17 protein-coding genes are annotated in these 26,792 nt (G+C 60.6%); 8 read left to right on the top strand and 9 right to left on the bottom strand.

Going from position 1 to position 26,792, the window contains the following annotated elements; all coding sequences use genetic code 11:
• Nucleotides 1-189 precede the first annotated feature (189 nt).
• On the top strand, nucleotides 190-1,077 hold the full coding sequence (locus tag PSDT_RS06050; RefSeq protein WP_006290209.1) for a patatin-like phospholipase family protein: 888 nt from the start codon (nucleotides 190-192) through the stop codon (nucleotides 1,075-1,077).
• 23 nt (nucleotides 1,078-1,100) lie between these two features.
• Nucleotides 1,101-1,922, top strand: coding sequence for a glutamate racemase (gene murI / locus PSDT_RS06055; protein WP_006288823.1), 822 nt, complete (start codon nucleotides 1,101-1,103; stop codon nucleotides 1,920-1,922).
• Nucleotides 1,923-2,016: 94 nt separating this feature from the next.
• Here murI and PSDT_RS06060 read toward each other — a convergent pair whose 3' ends face one another.
• Complete coding sequence (locus tag PSDT_RS06060; RefSeq protein ID WP_006288822.1) at nucleotides 2,017-2,388, bottom strand: DUF488 domain-containing protein; 372 nt, start codon at nucleotides 2,386-2,388, stop codon at nucleotides 2,017-2,019.
• Nucleotides 2,389-2,645: 257 nt separating this feature from the next.
• On the opposite strand from PSDT_RS06060, the gene PSDT_RS08655 reads away from it, so the two are divergent.
• The 3 genes from PSDT_RS08655 to PSDT_RS08665 are packed head-to-tail and all read left to right on the top strand — an operon-like array spanning nucleotide 2,646 to nucleotide 4,175.
• Nucleotides 2,646-2,990, top strand: a complete 345-nt coding sequence (locus PSDT_RS08655) for an MFS transporter (RefSeq protein ID WP_006290205.1) — start codon at nucleotides 2,646-2,648, stop codon at nucleotides 2,988-2,990.
• Nucleotides 2,991-3,013: 23 nt separating this feature from the next.
• Nucleotides 3,014-3,367, top strand: coding sequence for an MFS transporter (locus PSDT_RS08660; RefSeq protein WP_006290203.1), 354 nt, complete (start codon nucleotides 3,014-3,016; stop codon nucleotides 3,365-3,367).
• A complete protein-coding gene (locus PSDT_RS08665; RefSeq protein ID WP_006290201.1) occupies nucleotides 3,360-4,175 on the top strand; it encodes an MFS transporter in 816 nt (271 codons plus the stop codon). Before PSDT_RS08660 ends, PSDT_RS08665 begins: the two co-directional genes overlap by 8 nt.
• 757 nt (nucleotides 4,176-4,932) lie before the next feature.
• Here PSDT_RS08665 and ileS read toward each other — a convergent pair.
• On the bottom strand, nucleotides 4,933-8,289 hold the full coding sequence (gene ileS, locus PSDT_RS06070) for an isoleucine--tRNA ligase (RefSeq protein WP_006288820.1): 3,357 nt from the start codon (nucleotides 8,287-8,289) through the stop codon (nucleotides 4,933-4,935).
• Between the two features lie 308 nt (nucleotides 8,290-8,597).
• Between ileS and brnQ the strand changes: the two genes are divergently transcribed.
• On the top strand, nucleotides 8,598-9,998 hold the full coding sequence (brnQ, locus tag PSDT_RS06075; protein ID WP_006288819.1) for a branched-chain amino acid transport system II carrier protein: 1,401 nt from the start codon (nucleotides 8,598-8,600) through the stop codon (nucleotides 9,996-9,998).
• A 13-nt stretch (nucleotides 9,999-10,011) separates the two neighbouring features.
• Here brnQ and PSDT_RS06080 read toward each other — a convergent pair whose 3' ends face one another.
• A complete protein-coding gene (locus tag PSDT_RS06080) occupies nucleotides 10,012-12,891 on the bottom strand; it encodes an SCO7613 C-terminal domain-containing membrane protein (protein WP_036737377.1) in 2,880 nt (959 codons plus the stop codon).
• Between the two features lie 386 nt (nucleotides 12,892-13,277).
• Nucleotides 13,278-14,984: a DUF2130 domain-containing protein gene (locus tag PSDT_RS06085; protein WP_006288817.1), complete on the bottom strand. Its 1,707-nt coding sequence runs from the start codon at nucleotides 14,982-14,984 to the stop codon at nucleotides 13,278-13,280.
• A gap of 212 nt (nucleotides 14,985-15,196) precedes the next feature.
• Between PSDT_RS06085 and PSDT_RS06090 the strand changes: the two genes are divergently transcribed.
• Both PSDT_RS06090 and PSDT_RS06095 read left to right on the top strand, forming a co-directional pair.
• On the top strand, nucleotides 15,197-16,099 hold the full coding sequence (locus PSDT_RS06090) for a hypothetical protein (RefSeq protein ID WP_006290188.1): 903 nt from the start codon (nucleotides 15,197-15,199) through the stop codon (nucleotides 16,097-16,099).
• 66 nt (nucleotides 16,100-16,165) lie between these two features.
• A complete protein-coding gene (locus PSDT_RS06095) occupies nucleotides 16,166-18,178 on the top strand; it encodes an aryl-sulfate sulfotransferase (protein WP_006288815.1) in 2,013 nt (670 codons plus the stop codon).
• Nucleotides 18,179-18,277: 99 nt separating this feature from the next.
• Here the strand turns inward: PSDT_RS06095 and PSDT_RS06100 are convergent, their stop codons facing one another.
• The 5 genes from PSDT_RS06100 to PSDT_RS06120 form a co-directional block, all read right to left on the bottom strand.
• On the bottom strand, nucleotides 18,278-18,982 hold the full coding sequence (locus PSDT_RS06100) for a peptide deformylase (RefSeq protein WP_006288814.1): 705 nt from the start codon (nucleotides 18,980-18,982) through the stop codon (nucleotides 18,278-18,280).
• A gap of 120 nt (nucleotides 18,983-19,102) precedes the next feature.
• Nucleotides 19,103-20,497, bottom strand: coding sequence for a phosphoglucosamine mutase (glmM, locus tag PSDT_RS06105; protein WP_006288813.1), 1,395 nt, complete (start codon nucleotides 20,495-20,497; stop codon nucleotides 19,103-19,105).
• An 84-nt stretch (nucleotides 20,498-20,581) separates the two neighbouring features.
• Entirely contained in the window at nucleotides 20,582-23,218 is a 2,637-nt protein-coding gene (pepN, locus tag PSDT_RS06110; protein WP_006288812.1) for an aminopeptidase N, read from the bottom strand.
• A gap of 110 nt (nucleotides 23,219-23,328) precedes the next feature.
• A complete protein-coding gene (locus PSDT_RS06115) occupies nucleotides 23,329-25,182 on the bottom strand; it encodes a ribonuclease J (protein WP_006288811.1) in 1,854 nt (617 codons plus the stop codon).
• A gap of 93 nt (nucleotides 25,183-25,275) precedes the next feature.
• Entirely contained in the window at nucleotides 25,276-26,622 is a 1,347-nt protein-coding gene (locus tag PSDT_RS06120; RefSeq protein WP_223293543.1) for an MFS transporter, read from the bottom strand.
• Nucleotides 26,623-26,792: the final 170 nt, after the last annotated feature.

Genomic DNA, 26,792 nt, shown 5'->3' on the forward strand with positions numbered 1-26,792 from the left:
TGTGGCGCCTATCGGACCTGTAAGGATTAAGCTGGATTGAGCCGATTGCGATGGATTAAGCTGGATTATGGATTAAGCCGGGCTTCGCTGAGCGGATTCGGCTGGCAACTGGCAAGGATGGACAGACTGAAATAGATTCATGGGGAAAAACGGATTCATTGGAAACGATGGAAGCTGGTTGAAAGACAAATGACGACACTGGGTGTGATCGACGTCGGCGGAGGGTTTCGGGCCATTTTCGCGGCCGGGGTCCTGGACGCCTGCATGAAGGCTGATATCCACTTCGACCGTTGCTACGGCGTCTCCGCCGGCAGCGCCGACTTGGTGGGCTACATGGCCGGGCAATACCGCAGGACTTTGCGCTTCTACACGGAGTATTCCTTCCGCCCCCGCTACGCCAGCATGCACAACATGATCCATAACCGGGATTACATCAACTTGGACTACATCTACGGCGACCTGTCCAAGCACGACGGCGAGTATCCCCTGGATTACCCAGCCTTCCGGGACAACCCCGCCAGCCTGACCGTCGTCGCCTGCGACGCCAACACCGGTCAGCCAAAGTATTTCACCAAAGATGACATCAGCCAGGACCAGTACGACGTCTTCAAGGCTTCCTCCTGCGTCCCCGCCGCCAACTCCCCCTATGTGATCGATGGAGTCCCCTATTTCGACGGCGGCATCGCCGATCCCATCCCCGTACAGAAGGCCATCGATGACGGCTGCGACAAAGTGGTGATCATCCTGACCAGGCAGAAGGACATCCCCCGCCAGGCCTCCCATGACCGTTTGCCGGGGAAGCTCCTGGAACGCAAATACCCGGCCGCGGCGGAGAGGATCCTCAACCGCTACCAGACCTACAACGACGAGATCGACCTGGCCAAGGAGTACGAAGCCCAGGGGAAGGCGGTCATCATCGCCCCCGAGGACCTCCACGGCTTGGACACCCTGAAAAAGACCAGGCAAGGTCTCTTGGACATGTATCAGGAAGGCTTCGATCAAGTCGGGAAGATCAAGGAGTTCTTAGGCCTTGCGGCCTCCGGGACCGAACCCGAGGGGCGGGACCAAGATCGATGAGCGGGAAAGCAGGCGATTCCGGTATGGAACAAGAGCAAGGGAAGGGCCCATCCGCAGCGTCATCGACCCCGATCGGCGTCTTCGACTCGGGCATGGGGGGCATCTCTGTGGTCCGGCAGCTACGGCGAGACATGCCCGACCAAGACATCATCTTCTTCGGAGACAGCGCCAACGCCCCCTACGGGACCCGGCCGATCAACGAAGTGACCGACCTCAGTTTCGCCGTGGCCGACCGCCTGGTAAAGCAAGGGGTCAAGGCCATCGTCATCGCCTGCAACACGGCCACCTCCGCCTGCGCTCCCCTGCTGCGCAGGCATTATGACATCCCCATCATCGGCATGGAGCCGGCCCTGAAAGTGGCCATCGACCGCGGGCAAGGCAAGAGCCAGCATGTCCTGGTGACGGCCACCAAACTGACTTTGGAGGGGAGGAAGTTCGCCGCCCTCATGGACCGGGAGCGGGGCAACAACATCATCGAGACTCAACCCTGCCCTGACTTGGTGACCCTGGTCGAAGCCGACGACTTAGGCGACCGGGAGCTCGTCCTGAGCACCATCGAACGCTATCTGCGGCCTTTCGACTTGGATTCCCTGGACTCCATCGTCCTCGGTTGCACGCATTTCGTCTTCTATCGCCGCTATTTCCGCGAAATCCTGCCTGATTATGCGGCCATCATCGACGGCAACCAAGGGACCTCCCGCCATGTCCAGGAGGTCTTGGGCTACCAGGGGAAGTCGGCGGAGCGGGCCGCCGGAAAAGGGACCGTCATCCTGCAGAATTCCAAGACGGACCCCCAAACGGCCGCCCTCATGCAAGCCCTGTTGACGGAGGACCTGCCCAGCTGACGACCGGCTGGCTCACCGCATACCTTCACTGGTCTCAGCAGCTCGAGCTTACGCCCGCCTTTCAGCTTCTCCGGCTGGCTGCAGCCTCTCCTACCTACTCCAATTTCTCCCGCAGATAGGCCTTCAAGACTTGGGCGTGGTTGATCTGCGGGTCCTTCGCCCCATAAACCAAGGTGACCCGGCCAGCCCCCTCCTGTTCGGCCTCATGAATCCGCGCGCAAAGGTCGTCCACAGCCTGAGGGTTCTGATCCAACTCGGCCCGGTAGGAAGCGGCGAACTGTTCGAACGTGGCGGGATTGTGATTCCATGCCTTCCGAAGATCAGGGCTGGGGGCAGTGCTTTTCGACCATAAATCGATGGCCGCCCGCTCTTTGGACACCCCTCGCGGCCAAAGACGGTCCACAAGGATCCTGTACCCATCCGACCCATCCGCCGGTTCATACACCCGTTTCACTTCGATTTCCATGATGCCGCCCTCCTTGGTCTTAATCAGGAATCATCATCCCTTCCCATTATAATCACTGAATCATATTCACCCTCCTTCCAACCGGGTAGGCCGGCTCAGAATCCTCGTTATCGTTACTAGTAGCGTATTTACCAAACTCAGTAATGAACCGGTCGGGCGAACGCAGGACAGGGGATGGCCGGGAAGTAACGACACTCGTGTATTCTGGTCTTTGTTCATTGTGCCAGCGTAGCTTCAATGAATCTGAAGGAGTAAAAATGACCCAGAAAAATGAAAAAAAGCTAGCCAGTCCGAAAATCATCTGGCTTTTCGCGATCGGCCAGCTCGGTTGGGCGATTCTATCGGGCATCGTGTCGAATTGGCTCGTCTACTATTACCAGCCCAGCCCCAAAATGCGCAACAGCGGCATGACCCTTTTCGTCACCCAAGGAGCCCTCTTCGCCGGCATCACCCTGCTGGGACTGATCGCCGCATCCGGCCGCCTGATCGACGCCTTCCTCGACCCCTGGATCGGCTCCAAGTCCGACTCCTGCAAACATCCCCTGGGTCGGCGCATGCCTTTCATGCGGTACGCAGCCATCCCCTTCGGCATCATACCCTAGTCTTCGTCTCCCCGGTCAACCACGTGTCGACCGTCAACAACGTGATCCTCTTCATCCTGGTCCTGGCCTTCTACTTCTGCATGACCTGCTACTGCACGCCTTTCAACGCCTTGATCCCTGAGCTGGGCCGCACCCAGGAGCTGAGGGTCAACGTGTCCGCCACCATCTCCATCACCTTCTTCTTCGGCACCGCCTTCGCCTACCTGGTCCCCAACATCGCCGGACTCTTCGAAAAGGCCGTGGGCGTGCCCAACAGTTTCCGCATCGCCATCGGCCTTCTCTCGGTGATCGCCATCGTCTGCATGCTGATCCCCACCTTCACCATCAAGGAAGAGGAGTACGCGGAAACCACCCCCCTCCACCTCCAGGATGGGTGAAAGCCTGTCCAAGACCTTCAAAAACAAGAACTTCCAAGTCTTCATCGGCTCCGACATCCTTTATTGGATCGCCTTGACCGTCTTCCAGACCGGCATGCCCTATTATGTGACCGTCCTCATGGGATTCGACACCGGCAAGACCTCCATCTTCTTCGTCGGCATGACCATCCTCTCTCTCTGCTTCTACGCCCCTGTGAACATCCTGGCCAAGAAGATAGGGAAGAAGAAGCTGGTCGCCTTCGCTTTCTTTTTCTTCTGCCTGGCCTTCTTCGCCACCGCCTTCTCCGGGACCCTGGGCATCCCCAGCATGGTTTGGGCCGTGGTTCTGGCGGTCCTGGCCTCCATCCCCATGGCCATCCTGGGCATCCTGCCGCAGGCTGTCCTGGCCGACATCGCCGAGGCCGACTCCATCACCAGCGACGAGAACCGCAGCGGCATGTTTTATGCGGCTCGCACTTTCAGCATGAAGCTGGGCCAATCCCTGGCCATGATCATCTTCACCTCCGTGGCCTTGATCGGGACCAAGGGCTTCGGCTACCGCGCCACCGCCATCGTGGCCACCGTCCTCTGCCTGATCGGCGGCCTGATTTTCCTGGCCTATCGCGAGAACCGGGTGCTGGGCGTCATCGGCTCGCATGGCGGGGACGGGCAGCTTCAGACGGTCGCTGGGATGGATGCGGTCGAAGTCACCCAGGCGACTGAAATCGCTGAGATGACTGAGGCACAGGCTGGGGCTGGCCATGTGGTTGAGGCTCAGGCTCAGACTCAGGCTGATCATGGGGCTCAGGCCGGCCAAATGGCTGAATAGATGGACATCAGACCCCACAAAGTCTGAAGACCCAATAAGGTGTGAATAGAAATGGCGCCGATTCCTCGATTCGGCGCCATTTTTTGATCCTTTTGAATGGGTTGGGCGGATGAGGGGGTGGGTTTGATGGATGGGAGGGTTGGTTGGGTTTTAATTTGGGCTAACCGGGTTGGGATTAATTGGATTTTCAACATGGTTTCGATTGGTTTTGGTTGTTATTGATTGGAAATTTGGATTTTGAGTGGGATTTTTGATTGGGATTGAGGTTATTTTGGCCCCCAGCCCAGTCGGCGTATACGAAACGAGGTTACAAAATAAGACCCTTGCAAATGGCGGCCTGTTTTTTGTAACCTCGTTTCGTATATGCCCACATGGATGGGTGATGCCTGGCACAAATGGTGTCTGGTATGGGTGATGCCTGGCATAGGTGAAGCCTGGCACAAATGGTGTCTGGCATGAGGGGAAGAATATGGACATGCCCGGCCATTGCCGGGCATTGTCAGATATGGATGGAGGCCATGGCGATGTCGCCATGGCCTCCGTTCCTTCTCAAATTGCAGGTTTCAAGACCTGTAAGACCTTTAGACCTGTAAGCCTTTAAAACCTGCAACCTTTTGGTCTTTCCAACCATAAGGACTCATAAGGACTCAAGCGCTTTCAGATCTTGGCCTCTTTCCTTTTCAGACCTTCAGGCCACCAGACCCTTAGGCCATCAAGCATTACCCCATCAGACTTTTATGCCTTCAGGTTTCAGCCTTCAGGCCTTGGTAACCTGAGCGCTCACACTGGCACCGGCGGCCGCAAATCGGACCTCCAAACTGGTAGCCAAAGTCTCCGAGCAAATCAAATCCTTGAACTGGTCCACCTGAGCCTGATGCTCCTGAGGAACCAGCAAGGTCAGGGAAATACGGTCGGAGATGTTGAGACCGGCCTCCTTACGGGCGTCCTGAACCACGCGGATGGTATCGCGAGCGTAGCCTTCGGCGACCAGATCGTCGGTCAGGGCCGTATCCAGGAGGACGAAGCCGCCGGTCGGCAAAGCCGAGGAAACATAAGAGCCGCCGGCACTACCAGCGGCCCCGGTAGCCCCGGCAGCGGCCTCTTCCACCCGGCTGTCGAGCTCATACTCCCCCTCTTGCAGGACCAGGTCGCCGGTCGGGGTCTCCACGAACACGGTCCCTTCCGCATCCTGATGCCAGGCACCGGTCTTGGAGGCCTTGATGGCGAACTGCACCTGCTTGCCCAGACGAGGGCCGGCGGCGCGGGCGTTCACCTTCAGCTCGTTGATCAGGCGCAGGCCATGCTTGCCGGCGTCATCCACGGTGGTGAACTCCACGGCCTTCACATTGAGCTCGGACTTGAGCAGACCCTCATAAGGCTGCACGGCGGCGACATCATTCACCACGGTCAGCTGGGACAAAGGCTGACGGACGCGAATCTTCTGAGCCTTGCGCAAAGACAGGGTGGAGGAAACGACTTCGCGGACCTTCTCCATGGCCGCCACCAGCTTGTCATCAGCCAGCAGGACCGCCCCCAGCTCGGTGTCAGCCGTCTGGGCGCAACCGTCCTCAGTCAGGAAGGGCCAATCAGCCAGGTGAACGGACTCGCCGCCGGTCAAGCCGCGCCACATGGTCTCCGTCTCCATGGGAGCCAGAGGAGCCATGACCCGGCTCAGCACTTCCAAAGCCGTGTAAAGGGTGTTGAAGGCGTTTGGATCCTCATCCCAGAAGCGGTCGCGGGAGTTGCGGACGTACCAGTTGGTCAGCATGTCGATGTAGTCGGACACGGCTTCGCAAGCGTCGGAGATGGCGAAGGCGTCCAAGGAAGTCTCCACATCCTTGACCAGCTTGCGGGTGCGGGCCAGCAGGTAACGGTCCATCTGGGGCAGGCCTTTGACCTCGGCGGGCTTCACTTGCCGGGCCGCATAGCCCTGGCCCTGGTTGGCGGCGTTGGCGTAGAGGGTGAAGAAATAATAGGTGGACCACAAAGGCAGCATGATCTGACGGACCGTGTCGCGGATCCCGTCGGCGGTCACGACCAGGTTGCCCCCACGCAGGATGGGCGAGCTCATGAGAAACCAGCGCATGGCGTCGGACCCGTACTTGTTGAAGACCCCGTTCACATCCGGATAGTTGCGCAGGTGCTTGCTCATCTTCTGCCCGTCGTTGCCAAGGACGATGCCGTGGCAGATGACGTTCTTGAAAGCGGCCGAGTCGAAGAGGGCCGAAGCCATGACGTGCAGGGTGTAGAACCAGCCGCGGGTCTGGCCAATGTACTCCACCACATAGTCGCCGGGGAAATGCTGCTCGAAGTATTCCTTGTTCTCGAAAGGATAATGGAACTGGGCGAAAGGCATGGAGCCGGACTCGAACCAGCAGTCCAGCACGTCGGGGATACGGCGCATGGTGGATTTGCCGGTCGGATCGTCGGGGTTCGGTCGGGTCAGCTCATCGATCCAGGGCCGATGCAGATTGACTTCGCCCTTGTCATCAGTGGGATAACGGCCAAAATCAGCCTTGAGCTCGTCCAAGGACCCATAGACGTCCACCCGAGGATGGGCGGGGTCATCGGAGACCCAGACCGGGATAGGAGAACCCCAGTAACGGTTGCGGGAGATGGACCAATCGCGGGCGTTGGACAGCCACTTGCCGAACTGTCCGTCTTTGACGTTCTCCGGAATCCAGTTGATCTCCTGATTATGCTTGAGCAGGCGGTCCTTGATCTTGGTCACGGACACGAACCAGCTGGATACCGGCTTGTAGATGAGCGGGGTGCCGCAACGCCAGCAATGAGGATAGCTGTGCACATAAGACTTATCCCGGACCAGGAAGCCTCGCTGATCTTCAGGCACGGAAGCCATGACCCCGGTCTGGTTGCGCAGGTCGCGGACAATCCGGCTGTTGGCGTCAAAGACCATAGTCCCCTGATATTCAGGGATCAGGGAGGTGAAACGGCAGCCTTCATCCAGGTAATCCACGGTCCGAATCTGGTGCTTGTTGAGGGTGTTGATATCATCCTCGCCGTAAACGGCCTGATGGACCAGACCGGTGCCTTCCGTCGTGTCCACGTAATCGGCCGTATAAATGGTGAAGGCGTTGGGGTCCTCGGAGGCCTTGCCATCAGGACTGGTCAGGGAGCCGTCCAGGAAATAAGGGAGGACGGGCCAGTAACGGCGACCTTCCAGGTCAGAGCCTTTGAGGGTGCGCAGGACCTGATAGTCCTCCCCTAGCTCCTTGGCGAAATCACCCAGCAAAGCGGTGGCGAAGTACATCTTCTTCCCGGCGAAAGGACCATTGACGGGCTGGACCAGGGAGTAGTCGATGTCAGGACCGACCACGATGGCCATGTTACCGGGAACAGTCCAAGGGGTGGTGGTCCAGAAGACGGCGTAGGCGTCTTCATCCCGCATCTTCACGGCCACGGCCACGGACAGGTCCTGCCGATCCTGGTAGACGTCGGCGTCCATACGGAGCTCATGATTGCTCAGAGGGGTCTCGTCCTTGGGGCAGTAAGGCAGGACCCGATAGCCCTGATAGGCCAGGCCCTTCTGGTAAAGCTGCTTGAAAGCCCAGATCACCGACTCCATGTAAGTGGTGTTGAGGGTCTTGTAGCCGTTCTCGAAGTCGACCCACCGGCCCTGACGGTGAACGTATTCCTTCCACTCATTGGTGTACTTGAGCACGGACGTGCGGCAGGCGGCGTTGAAGGCGGCCAGACCCATCTCGTCGATCTGGCTCTTGTTCTCGATGCCCAGCTCCTTCTCCGCTTCCAGCTCGGCGGGTAGGCCATGGGTGTCCCAACCGAAGACACGGTTGACCCGACGGCCCTTCATGGTCTGGTAACGGGGAATCACATCCTTGGCGTATCCGGTCAGCAGGTGACCGTAATGAGGCAGGCCGTTGGCGAAAGGAGGGCCGTCGAAGAAGACGAATTCGTTGTCGGAATGGTCGCCGGAAGGATTGCGCTCCACCGACTTGTTGAAGGTGTCGTCCACATCCCAATACTTGAGGACGGCCTCTTCTATGTCTGGGAAGCTGGGATTGGGGGTGATGGCCCCCTGACCCGGTTCGACTTCGCGGGTGACGACCTTGGGGTAAACGCGCTTGCTGTTCACATGCACTCCTCGTTCAAACGGCTGCGTACTACGAGGACGATGCATGATCTCAAATGCGGATCATGACCGCGGTACCACCTCGTTTGGCGGAATCGGCTTACGCGGATCCCGTCCACTCGTGGCTGGCTGTGTCGGGCCATCCCGTCGGTTCTAATAAGAGCAGGCTGAAATCCTGCCTCCGTTCTTCCGAAAGCTCCCCGCTGATGACGGATCAAAGCTTGATGCCCTTACTATAGCACTGACCGAGAGACCTTCGGCGCACCTTGCTATAGTGTTCAACCACAGCAAAACAGGCGAAAGGAGAAGCCATGGCCAAATCCACCCACAACCCGGATTCCACCCTGTCCATCCCCCCCAGCGGGCGCTTGCGGCTACGCGATTACCTGGCCGTCGCCTCCATGCTTTTCGCCCTCTTCTTCGGGGCCGGCAACCTCATCTTCCCCCTTCATCTGGGCCAGCTCTCCGGCAGCAACTGGCTCCAGGCCGGCCTGGGCTTCCTCATCACCGCCGTGGTCCTCCCCCTCCTGTCGGTCCTGGCCATCGCCATCACCCGGGCCGACGGGGTCTATGGGATCGGCCTGCCTCTGGGGCCGGCCTTCGCCACCGTCTTCATGGTCCTCATCCACGCCACCATCGGGCCTCTCTTCGGGACGCCCCGCACGGCCACGGTTTCCTTCACCGTCGGCTTGGCCCCTCTGATTCCGGCCCAGCATCAGAAGACCGGCCTGCTGATCTTCACCACCGTCTTCTTCATAGCCGCCTTCGCCTTGGCTTACAAGGAGAATGACATCCTGTCCAACCTGGGCAAGATCCTCAACCCCCTCTTCCTGGTCCTGCTTTTCATCTTCTTCCTGGTCGCCTTCCTGAGCCCTCTGGGATCAGCCGCCGCCCACGGCCCACAGAACGCGGCCTATCTGGCCTCCTCCGGGGCCTTGGCCAGGGGGTTCCTGGAAGGTTACAACACCATGGACGCCCTGGCCGGGCTGGCTTTCGGCGTGACCATCGTCACCACGATCAAACTCATGGGGATGGAGGAAGAGAGGAAGGTGGCCGGGGTGACGGCCCAATCCGGCTTCCTCGCCATGGGCGCCGTGGGGGTCATCTACATCCTCCTGATCATCATCGGAGCCATGTCCCTCAATCGCTTCCCCCTATCCGAAAACGGAGGGGTCGCCTTCTCCCAAATCGTCCAAGCCTATGCCGGGACCGTCGGGCAAGCCTTCCTGGCGACTCTGATCACCCTGACCTGCCTGACCACGGCCGTGGGCCTGGTGGCCGCCTTCGGCCAGGACTTCCACAAACGCTTCCCCAAGGTCAGCTACCACGTCTGGCTGGCTTTGAGTTGCCTTCTGTCTTTTACCGTGGCGAATTTCGGCCTGGATACGATCATCTCCTGGTCCACGCCCGTCCTCATGCTTCTTTACCCCTACTGCATCGCGCTCATCCTGCTTTCGGTCTTCTCCCCCCTTTTCGAGAAAGACGGCACGGTCTATTTCTGGGTGGTTCTTTTCATCACCCTTCCGGCCCTTTTGGACATGGTGACCACGGCTCCCGCGGTCATCAGCCAGTCGGCCTTCGGCCTCTTCTGCTCCGGACTGCGTTCCCACTTGCCCCTGGCTTCTTTGGGACTGACTTGGCTGATCCCCGCCCTGGCCGGCCTGTTCATCGGTCCGATCGCCCACCTGAGGGAGCGGGCGATCAGGCGATAGAAGGATGGATGTTTCAGCGGAAGTTGTCGAAGGCTTTCTTCACCCCTTTCAAGGCTTCGGCCCTGGCCGATACGAAGATGAGGACGGCGCCGGCCAGGATGAGCCAGACCCACCAATAGGTCTGGGAGAACATAATCACATAGCTCCAGGTACTGGCCAGCACATGGATGACCAGCCCCACTCCACCGAGGACCAAAGGCGCTTTCAGGCGGCTGACCGAGCCTGAGACGATCAGGACGATGCAGACCGCCATCACGTAAACCACCCGGGCCAGGGGGCCAACGGTATGGCTGAGAATGAAGGAGGGGACGATCAGGCAGAGGGCGGGCAGCCAGCAGGCGCGCCAGGATGAGATGCTCTTCTGGGCTTGCATGACCCCCATGGCGTTCAGATAGAGGATCACCCCCGTCAGGATGAGGGGGAGGTCGAAGCCGTAATCCCAGCGCGGATGGATGGCGCCGTAAATCAGGATGAAAGAGCCGTAAAGGCCGCAGAACCATAAGGAGGCGGTCTCCAAGGGGGAAGCCATGACTTTGATCGACCCGCGGTAGGGCGAAGGAGCGAAGCCTTGGCTGACCGGATTGGTGCTCATCGGCTGCTGGAAAAGCACCGGTCCCCGACGGTTCCTGCGGATGGTCTGAGCCAGGCAGAGGGCGGCCGCGAGGAAGAAAGTCACCTGCAGGGTCCGGACGACGAATGGGGAGGAAAGCTCCGTGCTCCCTCCCTGGAAACAGGTGGGGATAAGGAGGATCGGGACCGCCATGAACACGAGGGCGAAGCGTTCGGTCTGGGTCGAGGCCTTCGTTTTCAGTCCCTCCTTGCCTTCCGCCTTATCCCTTGCGAGCGCCCTCTTCAGGAAGGTCGACGCCCCCCTCAAAGACAAGGGGGCGATCATGACCGGTTCGCGCCATTCTCTGATGGTCACCGTCAGGAAGATGCTGGCCCCCAGAAGCAGGGTCAAGATCGCGGGAATCGTCTTGATGGGAAGGGAGCCGAGGAAGGAAGGCTCATGGGGGGCGAGGTTCACAGGCAAGGCTGAAATGGCCGGGCAGAGGGCTAGGAGAAGGCAGGCATCGCCAAGGATCCGGAGTCTCGGCTTGAGTTTCAGGACGGGAATGGTCACCAGCCTCAGGAGGAGAACGACCAGGGAGAAAGCCAACAAGAAGAGCATGTTGACCAGGAGGGTCGAGCGGACGATCGAAAGGGTGGGCAGCAGAAGAACCAGAACGACCAAGAGGGTCACTGGTTGCCGTCTGCCTAGGAAAACCCACCCAAGGGCGACCAGGAGGGTGATCACACGGAAGAGCGGGCCGGAGCCGAAGAAGACGCAGGCGTTCAGAAGGATGAGGGTGGCCATGATGCCGAAGATGGGGACGAAGGCCTTGCGTACCCGGGTCTGTCCCCTGGACGGTTCGCCGCCCTGGCCTCCGCCACCCTCGAGCAGAAGAAGATGGGTCCGCAGGACATACAAGGCGATCGTGAGGAGGACGGCACCGATGAGAGGAAGCCAGGTGGCCAGGCGTCCCAGGTCACGGGAGCCGAAGCCATCTGTCCATAGGGGACCAAGAAGGGCGGTGATGAAGGCCCCATCGCTGCCGTCCGTGGGACGGTACCACTTCCCCAGATCTCCCCAAAACGTCTGGGCGAGGGTGGAGTCCCCTCCTCCGATGGGCAGCGCGGCCATCAGCGCTTCCAGACCGACGGCAAGGTAAAGGATGGTGCGGGAGATGGAAGACAGGGACTTCGCATGGGGGGAGGACCGGAAGGTGGACCGGACCACCAGGAGGAAGATGACGGCCATGGCAAGGTAGGCCAGTTCCCGGATCAGGAAGGCGACGCTGATCCCCTTGACTGCGATGTCCGCCACAGCGGCAGGATAGCCTCGCTTGATGAAGACTTCCGGCAGGAGGATAAGGGATAGCCCAAGGGTCACTAGGCAGGAGGCGGAGAAGCTGAGCAGAGGGTGCTTCAGGCGGTAGGAAAGCCAGGAAGCGAAGGCGAGGACGCCGGCCACGATCAGCAGGTAGACCCCCATATCCATGCCGCCGAAAAGGGAACTTTGAGCGGCGGTCGTCTGGATGAAGACGGCGTCGAAGGAGAGGATGACCGCCGACAGCCAACCGAGGCCTTCCGCCGTGATGGTCAGACGCGGGGCCGCCGACAGGCCGAGAAGAAGGGACAGGACTCCGAGGAGGCCGATCAGCAAAGCTCGCGGGCCACTTGTCAGATTCGAAATGGGCGCCGCGGCGAAGACGATGGTCGACATGGCGATGAGGCCGATGCCTAAGGCCAGGATGAAGATCTGGGTCCCGTTCGTCCCCTTGCCGGTCTTCTGGGCGGCCGCGGGGTTCACCGGCATTGCTATGGGCGGCGCCGGCGCTGGGAAGGCGGCCATCGGCCCTTGCCGCCATTGTCGCATTCCGACGGGTGGTTGGACTGAGGCCACCGGCTGCATTGGTGGGGCTGGGACGACCGACTGGGCCGGAGCCGGGGCTCTCATCGGTTGGACTGGAGCTATCGGTTGGGCTGGGGCGGCTAGCTGGGCGGGAGCCGCTGGCGGCGCCGGCATAGCAGGCGCTTCATTCCTCATATGGCCCATCAAAGCAGCCCTCTGGTCGAAGAGGTCAGCCGCCTGACGCGAGAGGTCCATCACCCGCCCCGCTTCCGGCAGGGTCAGATTCAAGCCCAAGCCGGTCTGAGCCAAATTGGCGATGGGGGTGAAAGTATCCGGGGAGAGTTTGCGGTCGCGCAGTTGATCGGCCGATTCAGGCCAGGAATAATGCACTTGCGATACCCCATACGGGCCACGGTCCTCCCGGATGGCGTCCATGGCCTTCTCCCGGGCATCCATCAGGTCGGCCAGTCTCATGTTCACCGCCCGAAGCCTCGACATCCTGGGGTCATCGATCCTCAAACCGCTAGGGGTGCTGCCTGCACCGGAAACGATGGGGGTGAAAGAGTCCGGACAAAGGGTGGAGTCCCGCAGCTCTCGAGCCGAACGCGGCCAGGCCGCAGCTCCCCTGTCGGGGGACCGGTACGACGCTGAACCTGGTGATGTTTGGCCTGAAACCTGGTTTGAAGGTTGGTTCACGACGAGCCCTTCCGCTTGAGCGGCCTCTCTTGGATCAGTCATGGGGCAATTGTACAGCAAGGCATGTTCTTCGGGCAAACGACTTCCCCTCAGATGGTAGACGCCCCAACGGCAGGCGCCCCCAGGACCCGGTCTTCCCGGAGCCAACCCCCAGCACCAAGCGTCCCCAGCGGCGGATGCTCCGGCGTCTAGTCCTCCCCGCCCGGTTCCAACTGTCGCCGGTCATCATCCTTCCGCTGGCGGGCCTGCTCGAACTTGGCCCGCATGGTCGGATTGCCCCGGATCAGCTTCTTCACTTCCACCTTGTCCAGCTTGTTGTTCGCCAGACGGAGCTGGTTCTCGCTGGTGTTGAGCGCCCGCTTGACCGCCTCCAGCCGGTTGATGGCGTTGTCGATCTGTTTGATGGCCTCGTCGTGGTTTCGCTTGTAAGACAGGTAATTCTTGCCGAAGGCCTCTTTGAAATCGTCCAGCTCCTCTTCGAAGTTGGTGATGTCGATGTTCTGGTTTTGGGCTTCGGCCAGCTGCCTCTTCAGCTCGATGGACCGGTAGGCCGCCTGCCGCAGGAGGGAGATGATGGTGATGAAGAACTGGGGACGGACCGCGTACATCTTCTGGTAGGAAGCGTTCAGATAGCTGACGTCCGCGATGCCGGAATTATAGAATTCGTTATCAGGTTCCAGCATGGAGACCAGCACCGCGTACTCGCACTTCTTCTCCCGCCGGTCTTTGTCCAGCTCTTTGAGGAAATCGGCGTTCTTGTGCTTCTGCGACTGGGCGGTCGTTTCCATCTCGTTCTTCATCTCGAACATGATGGAGAGAATCTCCTTGCCTTCGGAATCCGTCTCCCGGTAGATGAAGTCGCCTTTGGACCCGGTCTGGGAAATCTGGTTGTCCTTCTCGAAGTAGACGCCGGGGAAGGCGGTAGCCCGGATTTTATTGAACTCGTTATAGCAGTATTGCTCCAAATCCTCGCCTATGGCCTTGGTGGATTGGGAGGCCTTGAAATCCTTATAGAATTCCACCTGTTCCTGAGCGGCTTTGAGCCGGGCTTCATAAGAGGACTCCTGTTCGACCAGCTGGCTGTGCTGTTTGGACAGTTCCGCCTCCCGTTTCTGCTTCTCCATGGCCAGGTCATTGTGGGCTTGGTCCAGCTTGCGGATCAGCTCGTTCTCCTTCTCCTGGGCCTCCTTGTCTTTCTCCAGGCCCAGCTTGTCCAGTTTGGCCCGCAGATCCGCCAGTTCCTTGTCCTTGTCGCTGGTGACACCCGCGACCGCAATCTTCTGCTTTTCATCCGCTTGAGCAAGCTGGTCGTTCAGCTTATCAATCCGCTCCTTCCACTGGACAGTATCCAACTCCTCCTGGTGCTTTCTCTGTTCCAGCTTGCGTTCGGCCTCTTCGAGTCGTTGCCTGATCGCTTCAACCTTTTCCTGGTTTTCCTTGTCCTTTTGGAGACCCAGCTTGTCCAGCTGGGACTGCAGGGCGGCGAGTTCCTTGTCTTTGTCGCTGATGACCTTCGCCAAAGCGATTTTCTGCTGGTCCTGGGCCTGGCTTAATTGAGTCTGGAGGTTGAATACCTCCTTATCCTTCTGCCCCAGCCGCTTCTCGAATTCGGATTGTTCCGAATGCAGGCGCTTTTCCATCTCCAGCTGATGCTGGCTTTCCAGACGGGCCTTCTCCTGCTCCAGGCTTTTATGGAGCTCCCGCTCGAATTCCTTGGACCGGACCTGGGCCAGGAGCTTTTGGTATTCATCCTCGTTGACCGTGAAAACATGACCGCAGTGAGGGCACACGATCTGATGGCCGGCCAGGTCTTCGGCCTGATCCGCCCACCGCCGTCCGGCGGCCTCCAGTCCGCTTCGGCCCGCCTGATCCTTGCTTATGCTTGATTGCGCCATGGTCGTTCCGGCTCCTTATCCTTCGGCGTTCCCGCCATCATCGGTTTATGCCGATCCCTTACCTTTATGCCTTTTCCTCTGTCTATTGTAGGCGGGGCGAGCGAGACCGGGAAGAGCCCGGTCATACGGTTCCCCTCCCCTCAGCCATGACGTATAATCGTCTTATACGACCGCGGGACCCGCCTCGGTCAGACAAACGAAGAGAGGCACCGATGCCGGAACGAAGAAAATCGACCGCACCCAGGAAATCAAGAAGCTCCCATCTGAAATGGCTGATCATCATCCCCCTGCTGATCGCCCTCGTCCTCGCGATCGTCATCCCTTCCCTCCGCTCCATAGGGGGCAGGGGAATCGGCGGCGCCAGGGAGGAAGCCCATGCCCTAGATCTTTTCAAAAACCTTGAACGGTTCCAGGATTACGATTACGATATGGAAAAGGCCTTCCACCTTTCCGCCACCCGTCTGCCCGGAACCGTCACGGCCCAATACCTCGATCTGCAATCCCGCTATGACCAGGCCCTGTCCGCCTGGTTGGAGGGACAGCTCGGAATCGCCTCCCTGGATGCCGACCTGGCAAGCAGGAAAGTCGCCGGATACCGGCGCCTTCCTCTTCAGCGGGTGAGGAAAGACGGGAGCCACGAAACCTACTTCCGCAGCAAATCCCATCTTCTCTCCCCTTACCTGTATCTGAGAAGCAATATCCGTCTTGAGAGGCTGAGCCCGGCCGACCTGGCCACGCTGAAAAACAACACCATGGATCAGGCCGACGGTCGTAAGATCCTCATCTCCCTCGCCGGGCGCACTTTCCGGGACACCACCCATTACGAGAGCCCGCGTCGCTATAAATTCCCCATCACCGACCTGGCTTATAACTGGACTTCGCGTTGCTGCGCCGCCGACCCCAAATCCTATTCCTCCAACTTCGCCCCAGCCAGATCCCTCGTCTTCTGGCTTAGCTATACCGACTCAGAGAACGCTGAAGGCTGGAATGAGTACCAGTACGTGAAGGAAGCGGCCGCCCGGTCGGAGAAGGCCTACAGCGCCGTTCTCGGATACCCGGCCAGGATCTTCGTCCATCCGATGGGGGCGGATGGACAGGCTCACCCCGCTTTTTAGGCGAAATAGTCTCCTCTGGCTAAAATCGGGGGAGGATAAGCGTCAACCAGCGATTCAGGAGGATCCATGGCCCATCGTCGTCGCAAGACCGCCGCCTCCTGCCCTGAGGCAGTATCCGAACGAGCCGGGAAAAGCGGCGGAAAGAAACCGCTGGCTTACTCCAAATCCGGGGCCATCGTCGTCCCTCCCAGCCGGGCGACGACCCGCTCCCACGGGGCGAATCAGGCCTTCCAAAAGGCCCAAAGCGCCCGGGCCCGGCAGAAGGCCCTCCTGTCCGGCCGGCCGCGCAGGGCCAGGGCCAAGTGGATCATCACCCTCCTGGTCATCGCCCTGGTCATCGGCCTCAGTCTATGGACCGGACGCATCTATTACCAGGCCAAGAACTCCTACGATACGACGACCATCCTCTCCCGAAGGATCCAGGAAATCTACACCAGCGATTACCAGGAGCAGGTCCAGGCCCGTTTGAATACGGAGAAGTCCAGGCGAGCGCATGGCACACGCAACATGCTCATCGAGCCGAACCCGTTCGGCACCAACACCACATCCCTCTACGTCTACTTCACCACCCCCTCTCCGGCCTCGGTCTCCTACACCGTGACCACGCCCGACGACCCCGCCATCCCCTCCTTCACCCGGGCCGCCCATCAAGGCCGGCTTTACCAGACCAGCCATGAATTCAACGTCGTGGGCCTGGTCCCTTCCACGAAGAACAAGGTCACTTTCACCGTCGCATACGAGGACGGCTACAAGCAAACCCAGGATTATACCTACGTCATGGGGGACAAATGGGGGACGGAACCAATCAAGCTCTCCAAAAAGACGACGGCCAAAGGGCAGGCGGTCAACGCCGGCATCGAAAACGAGCTGGGCCAAAGCCTGTACGCCGTCCTGGGAACCGGCAGACAGGACCGGGATTACGTCTCCTTCTACGACGACAAAGGAATCCTGCGGGCGGAGCTGCCCATGTCCCCCAACCACGGGCGGACCATGATCCAGCGGGGCGGCCTCCTGTATTTCGTCAGCGATTATCATCAGATCTGCGCCATGAACAGCCTGGGCAGGCTGGTGACCATCGTCAACGTGCCCCGGGTCTATCAGGTCAACAACACCTTCACCTTCGACAACCGGGGGCGCCTCCTGCTCATCGCTTCGGATACCTCCCAGAAGGACACCAACAACATCATCCTCACCGTGGACCCGGCCACCGGTTCCAGCCGCGAATACCTGAATTTCAGCCAAATCCTGGCCGACTACCGCCGAAGCACCAGGCAGACCTCCCTCGCCCAGGCCAGCAAACAATGGGGGTGGCTCCAGCTGGACTCCATCCAATACCTGCCCGGAGGCAGCCTCCTGCTCAGTTCCCGGGAGACCTCAACCATCCTGAAAGTGACCGGCCCGACCATCGACTACCTCGCCGGCCCGGCCTCCTTGTGGGAGACCACGGTCTACTCCTCCTCCCTCCTGAACAAGGACGGGAATTTCGCCCTGGTCGCCGGGCAACACAGCGTCGAGCAGATGGACAACGGCCTGGCCAACGCTTGGATAGCCCAGGATTCGGCCCTCCCCAGAAAGAAGGATTCCGCGAACGAGGACGACCGATCCAGCCCTCAAGCCGGAACGGTCCCGGACAAGAACCGCCAGACGACGGCTTTGACCAAAGACCAGCATTACCTGACCATGTTCAACAACAACTATGGTTACAGCCCCACCAATCCGGACATGTCCTGGTCGCAAGCCATCCCCGGGGTCAACAAGGCGACCCGGGGGGATCTGACCGACTACCGGTCCTATTTCGCCGCCTACCGGGTGGATGAGAAAGCGAAGACCTTCACCCTGGTCTCCTCCTTCCCCCTGCCTTACTCCCCTCTGTATTCCAACAGCCAGGTCATCCCCCTCTCCCAGCCGCCGACGAGTCGGTCCGCCCCTTTGCTGATTCTGGCGAATTCGGCTCAGCAGAGGACCTGGGGGATTTACGATCCCCAGGGGAACCTCTTGGAGTCCTTCAGCATGGGCTCAGGCGTGATCTATACGACGGCCGTCCATCGGTATGATTTCACCGGGTTCTACTTCCAGTGACCGAAATTCTCACTACCCGAAATTCCTGGTGACTGGTATTTCCAGTGACCGAAATCTGACCAAAGTCTCCAGTGACCGCAGGAGCGAAGCGGAAGATCGTCACAGGTCGAAGCCCAGGACTTCGGCCGCCTCTTCAGGGACAGGGTCATAAGACCAATACTCATCCAGGTTGTCGTAAGAGGACAGGCTCCTCAGCTCGGCCTTGTCGATGTAGACTTCCCCGGACAGGTGGTCGGTCTCATGCTGGAAGATGCGGGCGGGCCACTTATGCAGCTCGGCCGCATGTTCCACCCCGGCCTCATCGAACCAATGGGCCCTGATGTTCAGCCACCGTTTGCGCACGGCCTGGTAGCCGTCGAAGGAGAGGCAGCCTTCGTAAAAACTGGCGGTTTCGTCATCCAAAGGCTCATAGGACGGGTTGATGATCATGTGGAAAGGGAAGTCGGAGATGCCACGGGGGTCGTCGGCGTCGTCGAAGTCGCCCGCCGCCTCATCGGTAGGCGAAGCGGCTTCGGAGGCGACGGTCCTCACATGGTCTTCGACCACGGCGATGGCCAGGCCCAGACCGATCTGGGGGCCGGCCAGACCCACGCCCGGGGCGGCCAGCATGGTCTTGCGCATCCGCTTTTTGAGCAGATCCAAGGTGGAGGCGGTCAACTGACCCTGGTAAGGGACGGTCTTCAGGCGAAGGACGGGCTCCCCCATCTGCACGATGGGCAGGGTCCCATCGCCATCCGCCTCGTCCAGAAGGTCGCGAACCTCCTTATCCAGGTCCTTATCGATGTTCGCTTGATTCCAAGCCATGACTGCATCCTTTCCTATGAGGCTGGTCATAACCGGGCCGGTCGAAAATCAAACCGGCTGAAGTGGAGTCTGATTGAAGTGGAGTCTGAGGAAACCGGGTCTGGTGAAACCGGACCGGATTTACAAAGCCAGCTCGGAAGCGACCACGTCCGCCAGGCGCTGGCAGACCTGGTCGGCCTGCTCCTGAGTGGCGGCCTCCACCATGACCCGGACCAGGGGTTCGGTTCCGGAAGCGCGCAGGAGGACCCGGCCGGTATCGCCCAGGACCTTCTCCTCCCGGGCCACGGCTTCCTGTACTGTGGCGTTGGTGGAAGCGGCCAGCTTATCCACGTTGCGGACGTTGATCAGCCGCTGAGGCAGCTGAGGGAAGTCGGCGGCCAGCTCCTTCAGGCTCTTGCCGGATTTGACCACTTCCAGACAGAGTCGCAGGGCGGTCAGGGTGCCGTCGCCGGTCGTGGCGAATTCGCGGTTGATCACATGGCCGGACTGTTCGCCGCCCAAAGTGTAATCGCCTTTCAGCATCTCTTCCAGGACGTATCGGTCGCCCACGCTGGTCTGCACGGTCTTGATGCCCATCTCTTTCAGGGCCAGGATCAGGCCCAGGTTGCTCATGACGGTGATGACCAGGGTGTCGTTTTTCAGCTTGCCTTCGCGCTTGCAGGCCCGGGCCAGGATGCCCATGATCTGGTCTCCGTTCACCATGTGCCCGTCTTCGTCCACGGCCAGGCAGCGGTCGGCGTCGCCGTCGAAGGCCACCCCCATCTGGGCGTCGGAGGCCCTGACCATGGCCTGCAACTGCTCGGGATGGGTGGAGCCGGCGTGATCATTGATGTTGTAACCATCGGGGGAAGCGTTGATGACCACCACATCGGCCCCGGCCCGGCGCAAGGCCTCGGGGGCGACCACGGAAGTGGCCCCGTTGGCGCAGTCCATGACCAGGCGCAGGCCGCGCAAAGGCTGGGGACGGTTGTTGTGCTCATCCACAGGGGCGATGGCGTTGACCAGGTGGTCTATGTACATGTTGGTGGCGGTGGCGGAATCATGGGAGATGCGGCCGACCCCCGCCCCGGTGGGACGGTCCCAGTCGCTGCCCATGATGGCTTCGATCTCGTCTTCCTTGGAATCGGGAAGCTTGAAGCCGCCGCGGGCGAAGAACTTGATGCCATTGTCGGGCATGGGGTTGTGGGAGGCGGAGATGACCGCCCCCATCTCCACGTTGAGGACGGAAGTCAGATAGGCCACGCCCGGGGTGGGGATGATGCCCACATCCAAGACGTCGAAGCCGGCCGAGCTCATGCCGGCGGACAAGGCGGCGGCCAGGAAGTCGCCGGACACGCGGGTGTCACGCCCCACCAAGGCCCGGCGGCGGGAACTGGAGCTCCCCACCTCCTCCTGATCGTCCGGGGTCGAGCCAAGCACGCGGGCGGCCGCGTCGCCCATGTCCAAGGCCAGCTTGGGGGTCAGGAAGTCATTCGCGAGCCCCCGAGCGCCGTCAGTACCAAACAATCGTGGCATATCTGCCTCCTTCTGGCTGGCCCAGTGCCGGCCATATTGCGATCAGCGCGCTCCCCCGCAGTCTGTCTGTGAGGGGAACCGCCCCTAATCCTGATTCTCTTGGATCTCCTCATTGTATTTCTGCACGCGTAGGACGCGTTCCGACCCGTCCAGATTCTGCTGGACCATGCCCCGCAAGGCCTTGGGCGCCTCCGGATGGGACTCCAGCCAAGCCTGGCCGGCCTGGACCAGATCAGCGGCGTGAGCGAAGACCGGGTAAAGGCCATAACCATTGAGCGGGCAGATCAGGCCTTCGCTCATGTGGAAGGTCTTGTGGTCCCAGATCCAATCGATGCCGTCGAAGAAGCGGGACACATAGCCGGCGTAAAGCTCCGGATTGTTGGCGTTGGCCCCGAAACCGTTGGCCACTGCCTCCAGCTGGGAGTTGGTCAGTTGGTCGTTGTGCAAGGCCTGATCGAAGGCCCAGGCCTTGGCTTCGGCCGTGGGGACGGCAGCCTTGGCGAAGTAAGCGTGCTCACGGTTTTCCGTGGTGTCCTTCTTGGCCAGCTCGGCTTCGATTCCGGCCGTGTCGATGGCTCCGGCCTTGGCTTGGGCGAAGATGATGCTCCACCGCAGGTCGTTGTCGATCTCCAGGCCAGGCAGCACCAAGCTCCCGTCCAGGAAGCCAACCGCGCGGCGGGCGAATTCAGGCCCGGCCGCCATGCTCAGGTAAGAGGTCAGAAGCTGGAACTGCTCGTCGGAGCCTGCTGCGGCCGCCTGAGCCAGGTGCCAGATTTCTCCGGCCACCCGTTCGGTGACCTGGGAACGCCGGGCCGGAGCCACGTAGAAAAGACGGGCGGTGGCGATGGTGCCAAGGATCTTGCGGAAAGTGGTGGATTCATGCTCGGTGACCAAGGCCTTGAGCATGGTGGAGATGAAGGATTCGGCCGGTAGCTCGGCGTTGCGGACCATGTCCCACAGGCTGAGAAAGATGATGGCCCGGGGCAGGGAGTCCACCAGGCGGTCCATATAGCGCAAGGCGAAGGACAAGGACTTGCCGTCCAGGCGGATCTTGGTGTAGGTCAGATCGTCATCGTTGATGAGGATCAGGTCGGGGCGCTTCTTGCCGGCGGCCTCGGCCACGATCGTCCGCTCGCCGTCCACATCCAGCTCGATCCGGTCGGTGCGGACCACTTTGCCGTTTTCGTCCGTGTTATAGAAACCGATGGCCAGACGATGGGGACGCACGATGGGGTTCTTCGCAGGAGCGGTCTGGGTCAGGGCCAGCTCCTTGATGGTCCCGTCCTCGTTCTCTTCGACGCAGGCGGCGATGGTGTTGATGCCGGATTTCTCCAGCCAGAGGTTGGACCAGGCCTTCATATCGCGGCCGGAGGTGGCCTCCAGCTCGATCAGGAGGTCGTTGAGGGTGGCGTTGGAATACTGGTGCTTCTGCAGGTAATTATGGATGCCCTGGAAGAATTCCTTCCGGCCCGCATATGCCACCAGCTGTTTGAGTACGGAAGCGCCTTTGGCGTAAGTGATGCCGTCGAAGGCCACCTCGGTGTCGTGGATGTCGTTGATCTCGCCGGTGATGGGGTGGGTGGTCGGCTTTTCGTCCTCGGCCTGGCCCCAGCTCTTCTCGCCGGAGGTGAAGGTGGCCCAGGCGTCCTTCCATTCGGTGGCCTCGGCCGTGGCCAAGGTGGAGGTGAACTCGGCGAAGGATTCGTTCAGCCACAGGTCGTTCCACCACTTCATGGTGACCAGGTCGCCGAACCACATGTGGGCCAGCTCGTGCAGGACGGTCACCACCCGGCGCTCGCGGTTGGCGTCCGTGGTCTGGGACTGGTAGATGTAGGAATCGCGCAGGGTCACGCAACCGATGTTCTCCATGGCCCCGGCGTTGTACTCGGGTACGAAGACCTGATCATACTTGGCGTAAGGGTATTCCACCCCCCAGGTCTCGTTGTAGAAGTCCATGCCTTTGGCGGTGACATCGAAGAGGTAATCGACATCGGGGGCGGCGGCCTCTTTCAAGGCCTGACGGCAGTAAATGCCCATGGGGACCACCCGACCGGAGGCCAGGGTGTGCTCGCTGGTCCACTGGGCGTAGCGGCCGGCGCAGAAGGCGGTCAGGTAGGAGGACATGACCGGGGTGGACCTAAAGGTCCAGAAGCGGACGGTCTCGTCGTTGGCCGGGGACTCGGGCTCGAAGGCCACCGGCTGATTGGAGATGACGGTCCAATCGGCGGGGGCGGCCACGGTGAAGTCGAAGACGGCCTTGATGTCAGGCTGGTCGAAGACGGCGTAGACGCGGCGGGCGTCCGGCACTTCGAACTGGGAATAAAGGTAGACGTTGCCGTCGGAAGGGTCCACGCTGCGGTGGAGGCCTTCGCCCGTACGGGAATACTGGCACTTGGCCACCACGGTCACCGAGTTGTGCTCTTGCAGGTCGGTCAGCAGGATCCGGGAATCCTGGAAGACCTGGGCGGGGTCCAGTTGGGTCCCGTTGAGGGTGACCACGCGGACTTGGTCGGCGATCAGGTCCAGGAAAGTGCTGGAATCGGGCTGGGCGTCGAAGTCGATGGTGGAGGTGGAGATGAAGTTCCCGCTGTCGCCCGTTTCGTCGGACTCATGGCCGGGGATGTTTCCGGTCAGGTCCAGATGGACCCGGTAGCGGATTTCCCCGGCCACCACCTGACGACGTTCTTCTGCTTCCTGACGAGTGAGGTTTGCTCCTGGCATTGTTCTCCTTTTTTATTGAATTATCGAACGCCCCGATCGCCGGGGCTTATCTGTGACGGGCGGATGACCCGGGACGCGGCCAGAGATCCTAGGACGTCCCGGTTTCCCGATCAACGGTTCCGGGGGATCAGGTCCTTAGCCAAATCAGCCACCACGGGCACCACCATAGGCCGGCGGCGGCGGAAGGTGCGGCCAATCCATGATCCCAGGGTCCGGCGCATCTTCTGCTGCAGCTGGTAGGTGTCGGTGGTCCCCTGCAACATGGCGTCGTTCAGGGCGGTGACGATCTGGGACTGGACGTCCTGGAAATCGCTCACGTCTTCGGCCATGGCGTTGATGAAGATCTTGGGCCCGGAGACGACTTCCTTCTTGTCCGTATCGACCACCACGAAGGAGGAGACGAAGCCTTCCTCTGACAGGATCCGGCGCTTCTCCAGCTCGTCTTCGGTGATCTCGCCCACGGAATCGCCGTCCACATAGACGTAACCGCAGGGGACGGAGCCGACGATGGCCGCCTGACCGTGGTAGAGGTCCACCACGTCCCCGTCTTCGGCCAGGATCACGTTGTTGGGGTCCACCCCGGTCTTGACGGCGATGAGGCCGTTGGCGATCAGGTGGCGGTTCTCCCCATGGATGGGCATGGCGCACTTGGGCTGGACGATGTTGTAGAAGTACAGGAGCTCGCCTTCGTTGCTGTGGCCGGAGACGTGGATGGCCGCGTTGTCGCGGTTGACCACCCGGGCCCCCAGACGGGCCAGCTTGTTGATGACCTTGTAGACCTCATGCTCGTTGCCGGGGATGAGGGAGGAGGCCAGGATGACGGTATCGAACTCGTTGATGGCGATGTCCGGATGGTTGCCGTCGGCGATCCGGCCCAAAGCGGCCATAGGTTCGCCTTGGGAGCCGGTGCACATGTAGACCAGCTTATCGTCCTGGATGTCGCGGGATTCCTTCAGGTCCACCACCGTGTTCTCCGGCAGATGCAGATAGCCCAGGTCGGCCGCGATCCCCATGTTGCGGATCATGGAACGGCCCACGAAGACCACCTTGCGGCCGTACTTGTGGGCGGTGTCCACCACCTGCTGCACGCGGTGCACGTGGGAGGAGAAGGAGGCGACGATGATCTTGCGCTTGGCGTCGGAGAAGGCCTTGTCCAAGGCCGGCCCGATGGAGGTCTCCGGCTTGACGAAGCCCGGCACTTCGGCGTTGGTGGAATCGGCCATGAGCAGGTCCACCCCTTGTTCGCCGAGGCGGGCGAATTCACGCAGGTCGGTGATCTTGTGGTCCAAAGGCAGCTGGTCCAGCTTCATATCGCCGGTGTCGATCAGGTGCCCGGCCGGGGTCTTGACGGACACGGCCAGGGCGTCCGGGATGGAATGGGTGACGGTGATGAACTCCAGGTTGAAAGGACCCACCTTCATCTTGTCCCGGCCGGAGACCGGATGCATGATGGGGTCGATGTGATGCTCCCGGCATTTGGCTTCGACGAAGGCCAGGGTCAGCTTGGACCCGATCAGGGGGATGTCAGGGCGTTCGCGCAGAAGGTAAGGGACGCCGCCGATATGGTCCTCGTGGCCGTGGGTCAGGACCAGGGCTTCCACCTTATCCAGGCGGGGACGGATATAAGAGAAATCGGGGAGGATCAGGTCCACGCCCGGCTGCTCTTCTTCAGGGAAGAGGACGCCGCAGTCGATGAGGAGGATATGGCCGTTGTATTCGACCACGTTCATGTTACGGCCGATCTCCCCCAGGCCGCCCAAAGGGACGATCCTCATGGAACCCTTGCGGTACTTGGGAGGAGGGACGATCCTCCCTTCCTGAATGTCTTGAGCCACCTGGGAGGGGCTGCCTTGGCCCTTCCTCCCCCGGCGGGCCTGGTTCTGACGGCCGCCGGCCTTGCCGTTGCCGCCTTTGCCCCTGCCATCGCTTTTCGTCTGATTGGAATTATTCGTGTTTCTCACCATATCTTAGCTTCATGTGTAATCGGTCTACCAACGCCCCCGCCACCCTCCTCAAGAAGAGTGGAATCAGGCGTCGCACAAAGTACGGTACCTATTCTATCGTGACCCCTGGCGGTTCAGCCGGCGGCCATGGCGCGCGTACCCGAGGATGATGAGGAGGAAAGCGGCCAGAAGAAGAATCCACAGGCTGGACAGGCCGAAGACTGGGCCGAAGGAATCCAGAAGACGGCCGCAGAAGGCGGACCCTAGGGCGGACCCGATGGTGTTGGCCGTCGAAAGCCAGGAAAGGCCTTCAGTCAGGGAGGAATCGGGCACGATCTCCTTGATCATGAGGTTGCCGGTGGCGAAGATGGGGGCGATGGACAGGCCGAAGACCACTTCGATCAGGCCGATGACCAGGAAGTCATGGGAGTGGGCGAAGACGGCGATTCCCATGAATCCCGCCATGAGGAAACCCATAAGCAGGAGGAGGCGGGTCCAAGGATTGCCCTGATGTTTGCGCGAGCCGAAAATCAAAGCGCCGGCGCAGGAACCGACGGCGAACATGGCCAGCTGGACCCCCAGGAAGCGGGATTGGCCGGACGAACGCATAAGGGCGGTCATGGCTTCGTCGAAAGCGGAAAAAGAGGAGTTGAAGACCATGAAAACGAAGCATAGGATGAGGATGCCCGGGTAGAGGAAGGCCAGTTTCTTGGGATGAGCGTCCTTCAGGGGCCCTTCCGGGGCGGATCCGGCCTCGGGAGGAAGGGCCGCAGACCCCTCTCCCGGCTCCGCCCGATCCTGGCCCAGATCGGCTTCCTTGATCTCCGTCAGCGTGCCGATGGCCCTATGGCTCGCCGACGGCAGGAGGAAAAAGATGAGACCGCCGATCCCGTTGGCGGCGGCGCAGACATAGAAGGGCAAGGTGGGGGAAACTGCCGTGGCCAAGGCGGCCACCAGGATGGGACCGATGATGAAGGCGGTCTCGTCGATGGCAGATTCCAAGGAATAGGCCGTATCCAGCAGGGAGTCCGTGCTTTCCCGGGCCGTGGCCCAAGCCCAGCGGGTCCTCACCAAGGCACCGACGGAGAAGGAGGTCAGTCCCAGGAGGACGGCCAGAAGGTAGAGGAGGGGCAAGGGGGCCCGGGCCTGGGCGGCCAGGGCGAAGGAGACGTAGAAGAGGACCTGGAGGAGGGTGAGGGCCAGACCCAGCTTCTTTTGCCCCCACCGGTCGAAAAGACGGGCGTAAATCGGGGTGACCAAGGCCGCGGAAAGCACGTAGACGGCGGTCATGACCCCAGCCGTGGTCCAGTTGTCATAAAGCTGGTTCAACATCAGGATGATGCCCAGGGAAACCATGGCCATGGGCATGCGGGTCAAAGCCCCGGTTGAGGAAAAGGCCACAGCCCCAGGCAAGGCGAAAATCCGCCGGTAGGGGGATACCTCCGTCTTCCTGGCCGTCATCGTCATCACAATCTTTCGTCACGGGGGTAGTAGATGAAAAGCGATGTATAATTATCGTTTTTATACCGTATACCCTTCGATTTTCAAATGAATAAAATGATGATGCCCGATTCCAGGGACAAGAGCGGGAGGAGGCTGGTCACAGGGCAAAACGACCAGGAAGCTCACTT

Origin of the sequence: Parascardovia denticolens DSM 10105 = JCM 12538, assembly GCF_001042675.1 — a bacterium.
Taxonomy (GTDB): domain Bacteria; phylum Actinomycetota; class Actinomycetes; order Actinomycetales; family Bifidobacteriaceae; genus Scardovia; species Scardovia denticolens.

What these genes read in the sequence shown, in the direction of transcription:
- PSDT_RS06115 (WP_006288811.1), bottom strand. Translation starts at nt 25,182, where the DNA reads ATGGTGAGAAACACGAATAATTCCAATCAGACGAAAAGCGATGGCAGG.
- PSDT_RS08665 (WP_006290201.1), top strand. Translation starts at nt 3,360, where the DNA reads ATGGGTGAAAGCCTGTCCAAGACCTTCAAAAACAAGAACTTCCAAGTC.
- PSDT_RS08655 (WP_006290205.1), top strand. Translation starts at nt 2,646, where the DNA reads ATGACCCAGAAAAATGAAAAAAAGCTAGCCAGTCCGAAAATCATCTGG.
- PSDT_RS06050 (WP_006290209.1), top strand. Translation starts at nt 190, where the DNA reads ATGACGACACTGGGTGTGATCGACGTCGGCGGAGGGTTTCGGGCCATT.
- pepN (WP_006288812.1), bottom strand. Translation starts at nt 23,218, where the DNA reads ATGCCAGGAGCAAACCTCACTCGTCAGGAAGCAGAAGAACGTCGTCAG.
- PSDT_RS06085 (WP_006288817.1), bottom strand. Translation starts at nt 14,984, where the DNA reads ATGGCGCAATCAAGCATAAGCAAGGATCAGGCGGGCCGAAGCGGACTG.
- brnQ (WP_006288819.1), top strand. Translation starts at nt 8,598, where the DNA reads ATGGCCAAATCCACCCACAACCCGGATTCCACCCTGTCCATCCCCCCC.
- PSDT_RS06090 (WP_006290188.1), top strand. Translation starts at nt 15,197, where the DNA reads ATGCCGGAACGAAGAAAATCGACCGCACCCAGGAAATCAAGAAGCTCC.
- PSDT_RS06080 (WP_036737377.1), bottom strand. Translation starts at nt 12,891, where the DNA reads ATGTCGAGGCTTCGGGCGGTGAACATGAGACTGGCCGACCTGATGGAT.
- glmM (WP_006288813.1), bottom strand. Translation starts at nt 20,497, where the DNA reads ATGCCACGATTGTTTGGTACTGACGGCGCTCGGGGGCTCGCGAATGAC.
- murI (WP_006288823.1), top strand. Translation starts at nt 1,101, where the DNA reads ATGGAACAAGAGCAAGGGAAGGGCCCATCCGCAGCGTCATCGACCCCG.
- PSDT_RS06060 (WP_006288822.1), bottom strand. Translation starts at nt 2,388, where the DNA reads ATGGAAATCGAAGTGAAACGGGTGTATGAACCGGCGGATGGGTCGGAT.
- PSDT_RS06100 (WP_006288814.1), bottom strand. Translation starts at nt 18,982, where the DNA reads ATGGCTTGGAATCAAGCGAACATCGATAAGGACCTGGATAAGGAGGTT.
- PSDT_RS06120 (WP_223293543.1), bottom strand. Translation starts at nt 26,622, where the DNA reads ATGACGGCCAGGAAGACGGAGGTATCCCCCTACCGGCGGATTTTCGCC.
- PSDT_RS06095 (WP_006288815.1), top strand. Translation starts at nt 16,166, where the DNA reads ATGGCCCATCGTCGTCGCAAGACCGCCGCCTCCTGCCCTGAGGCAGTA.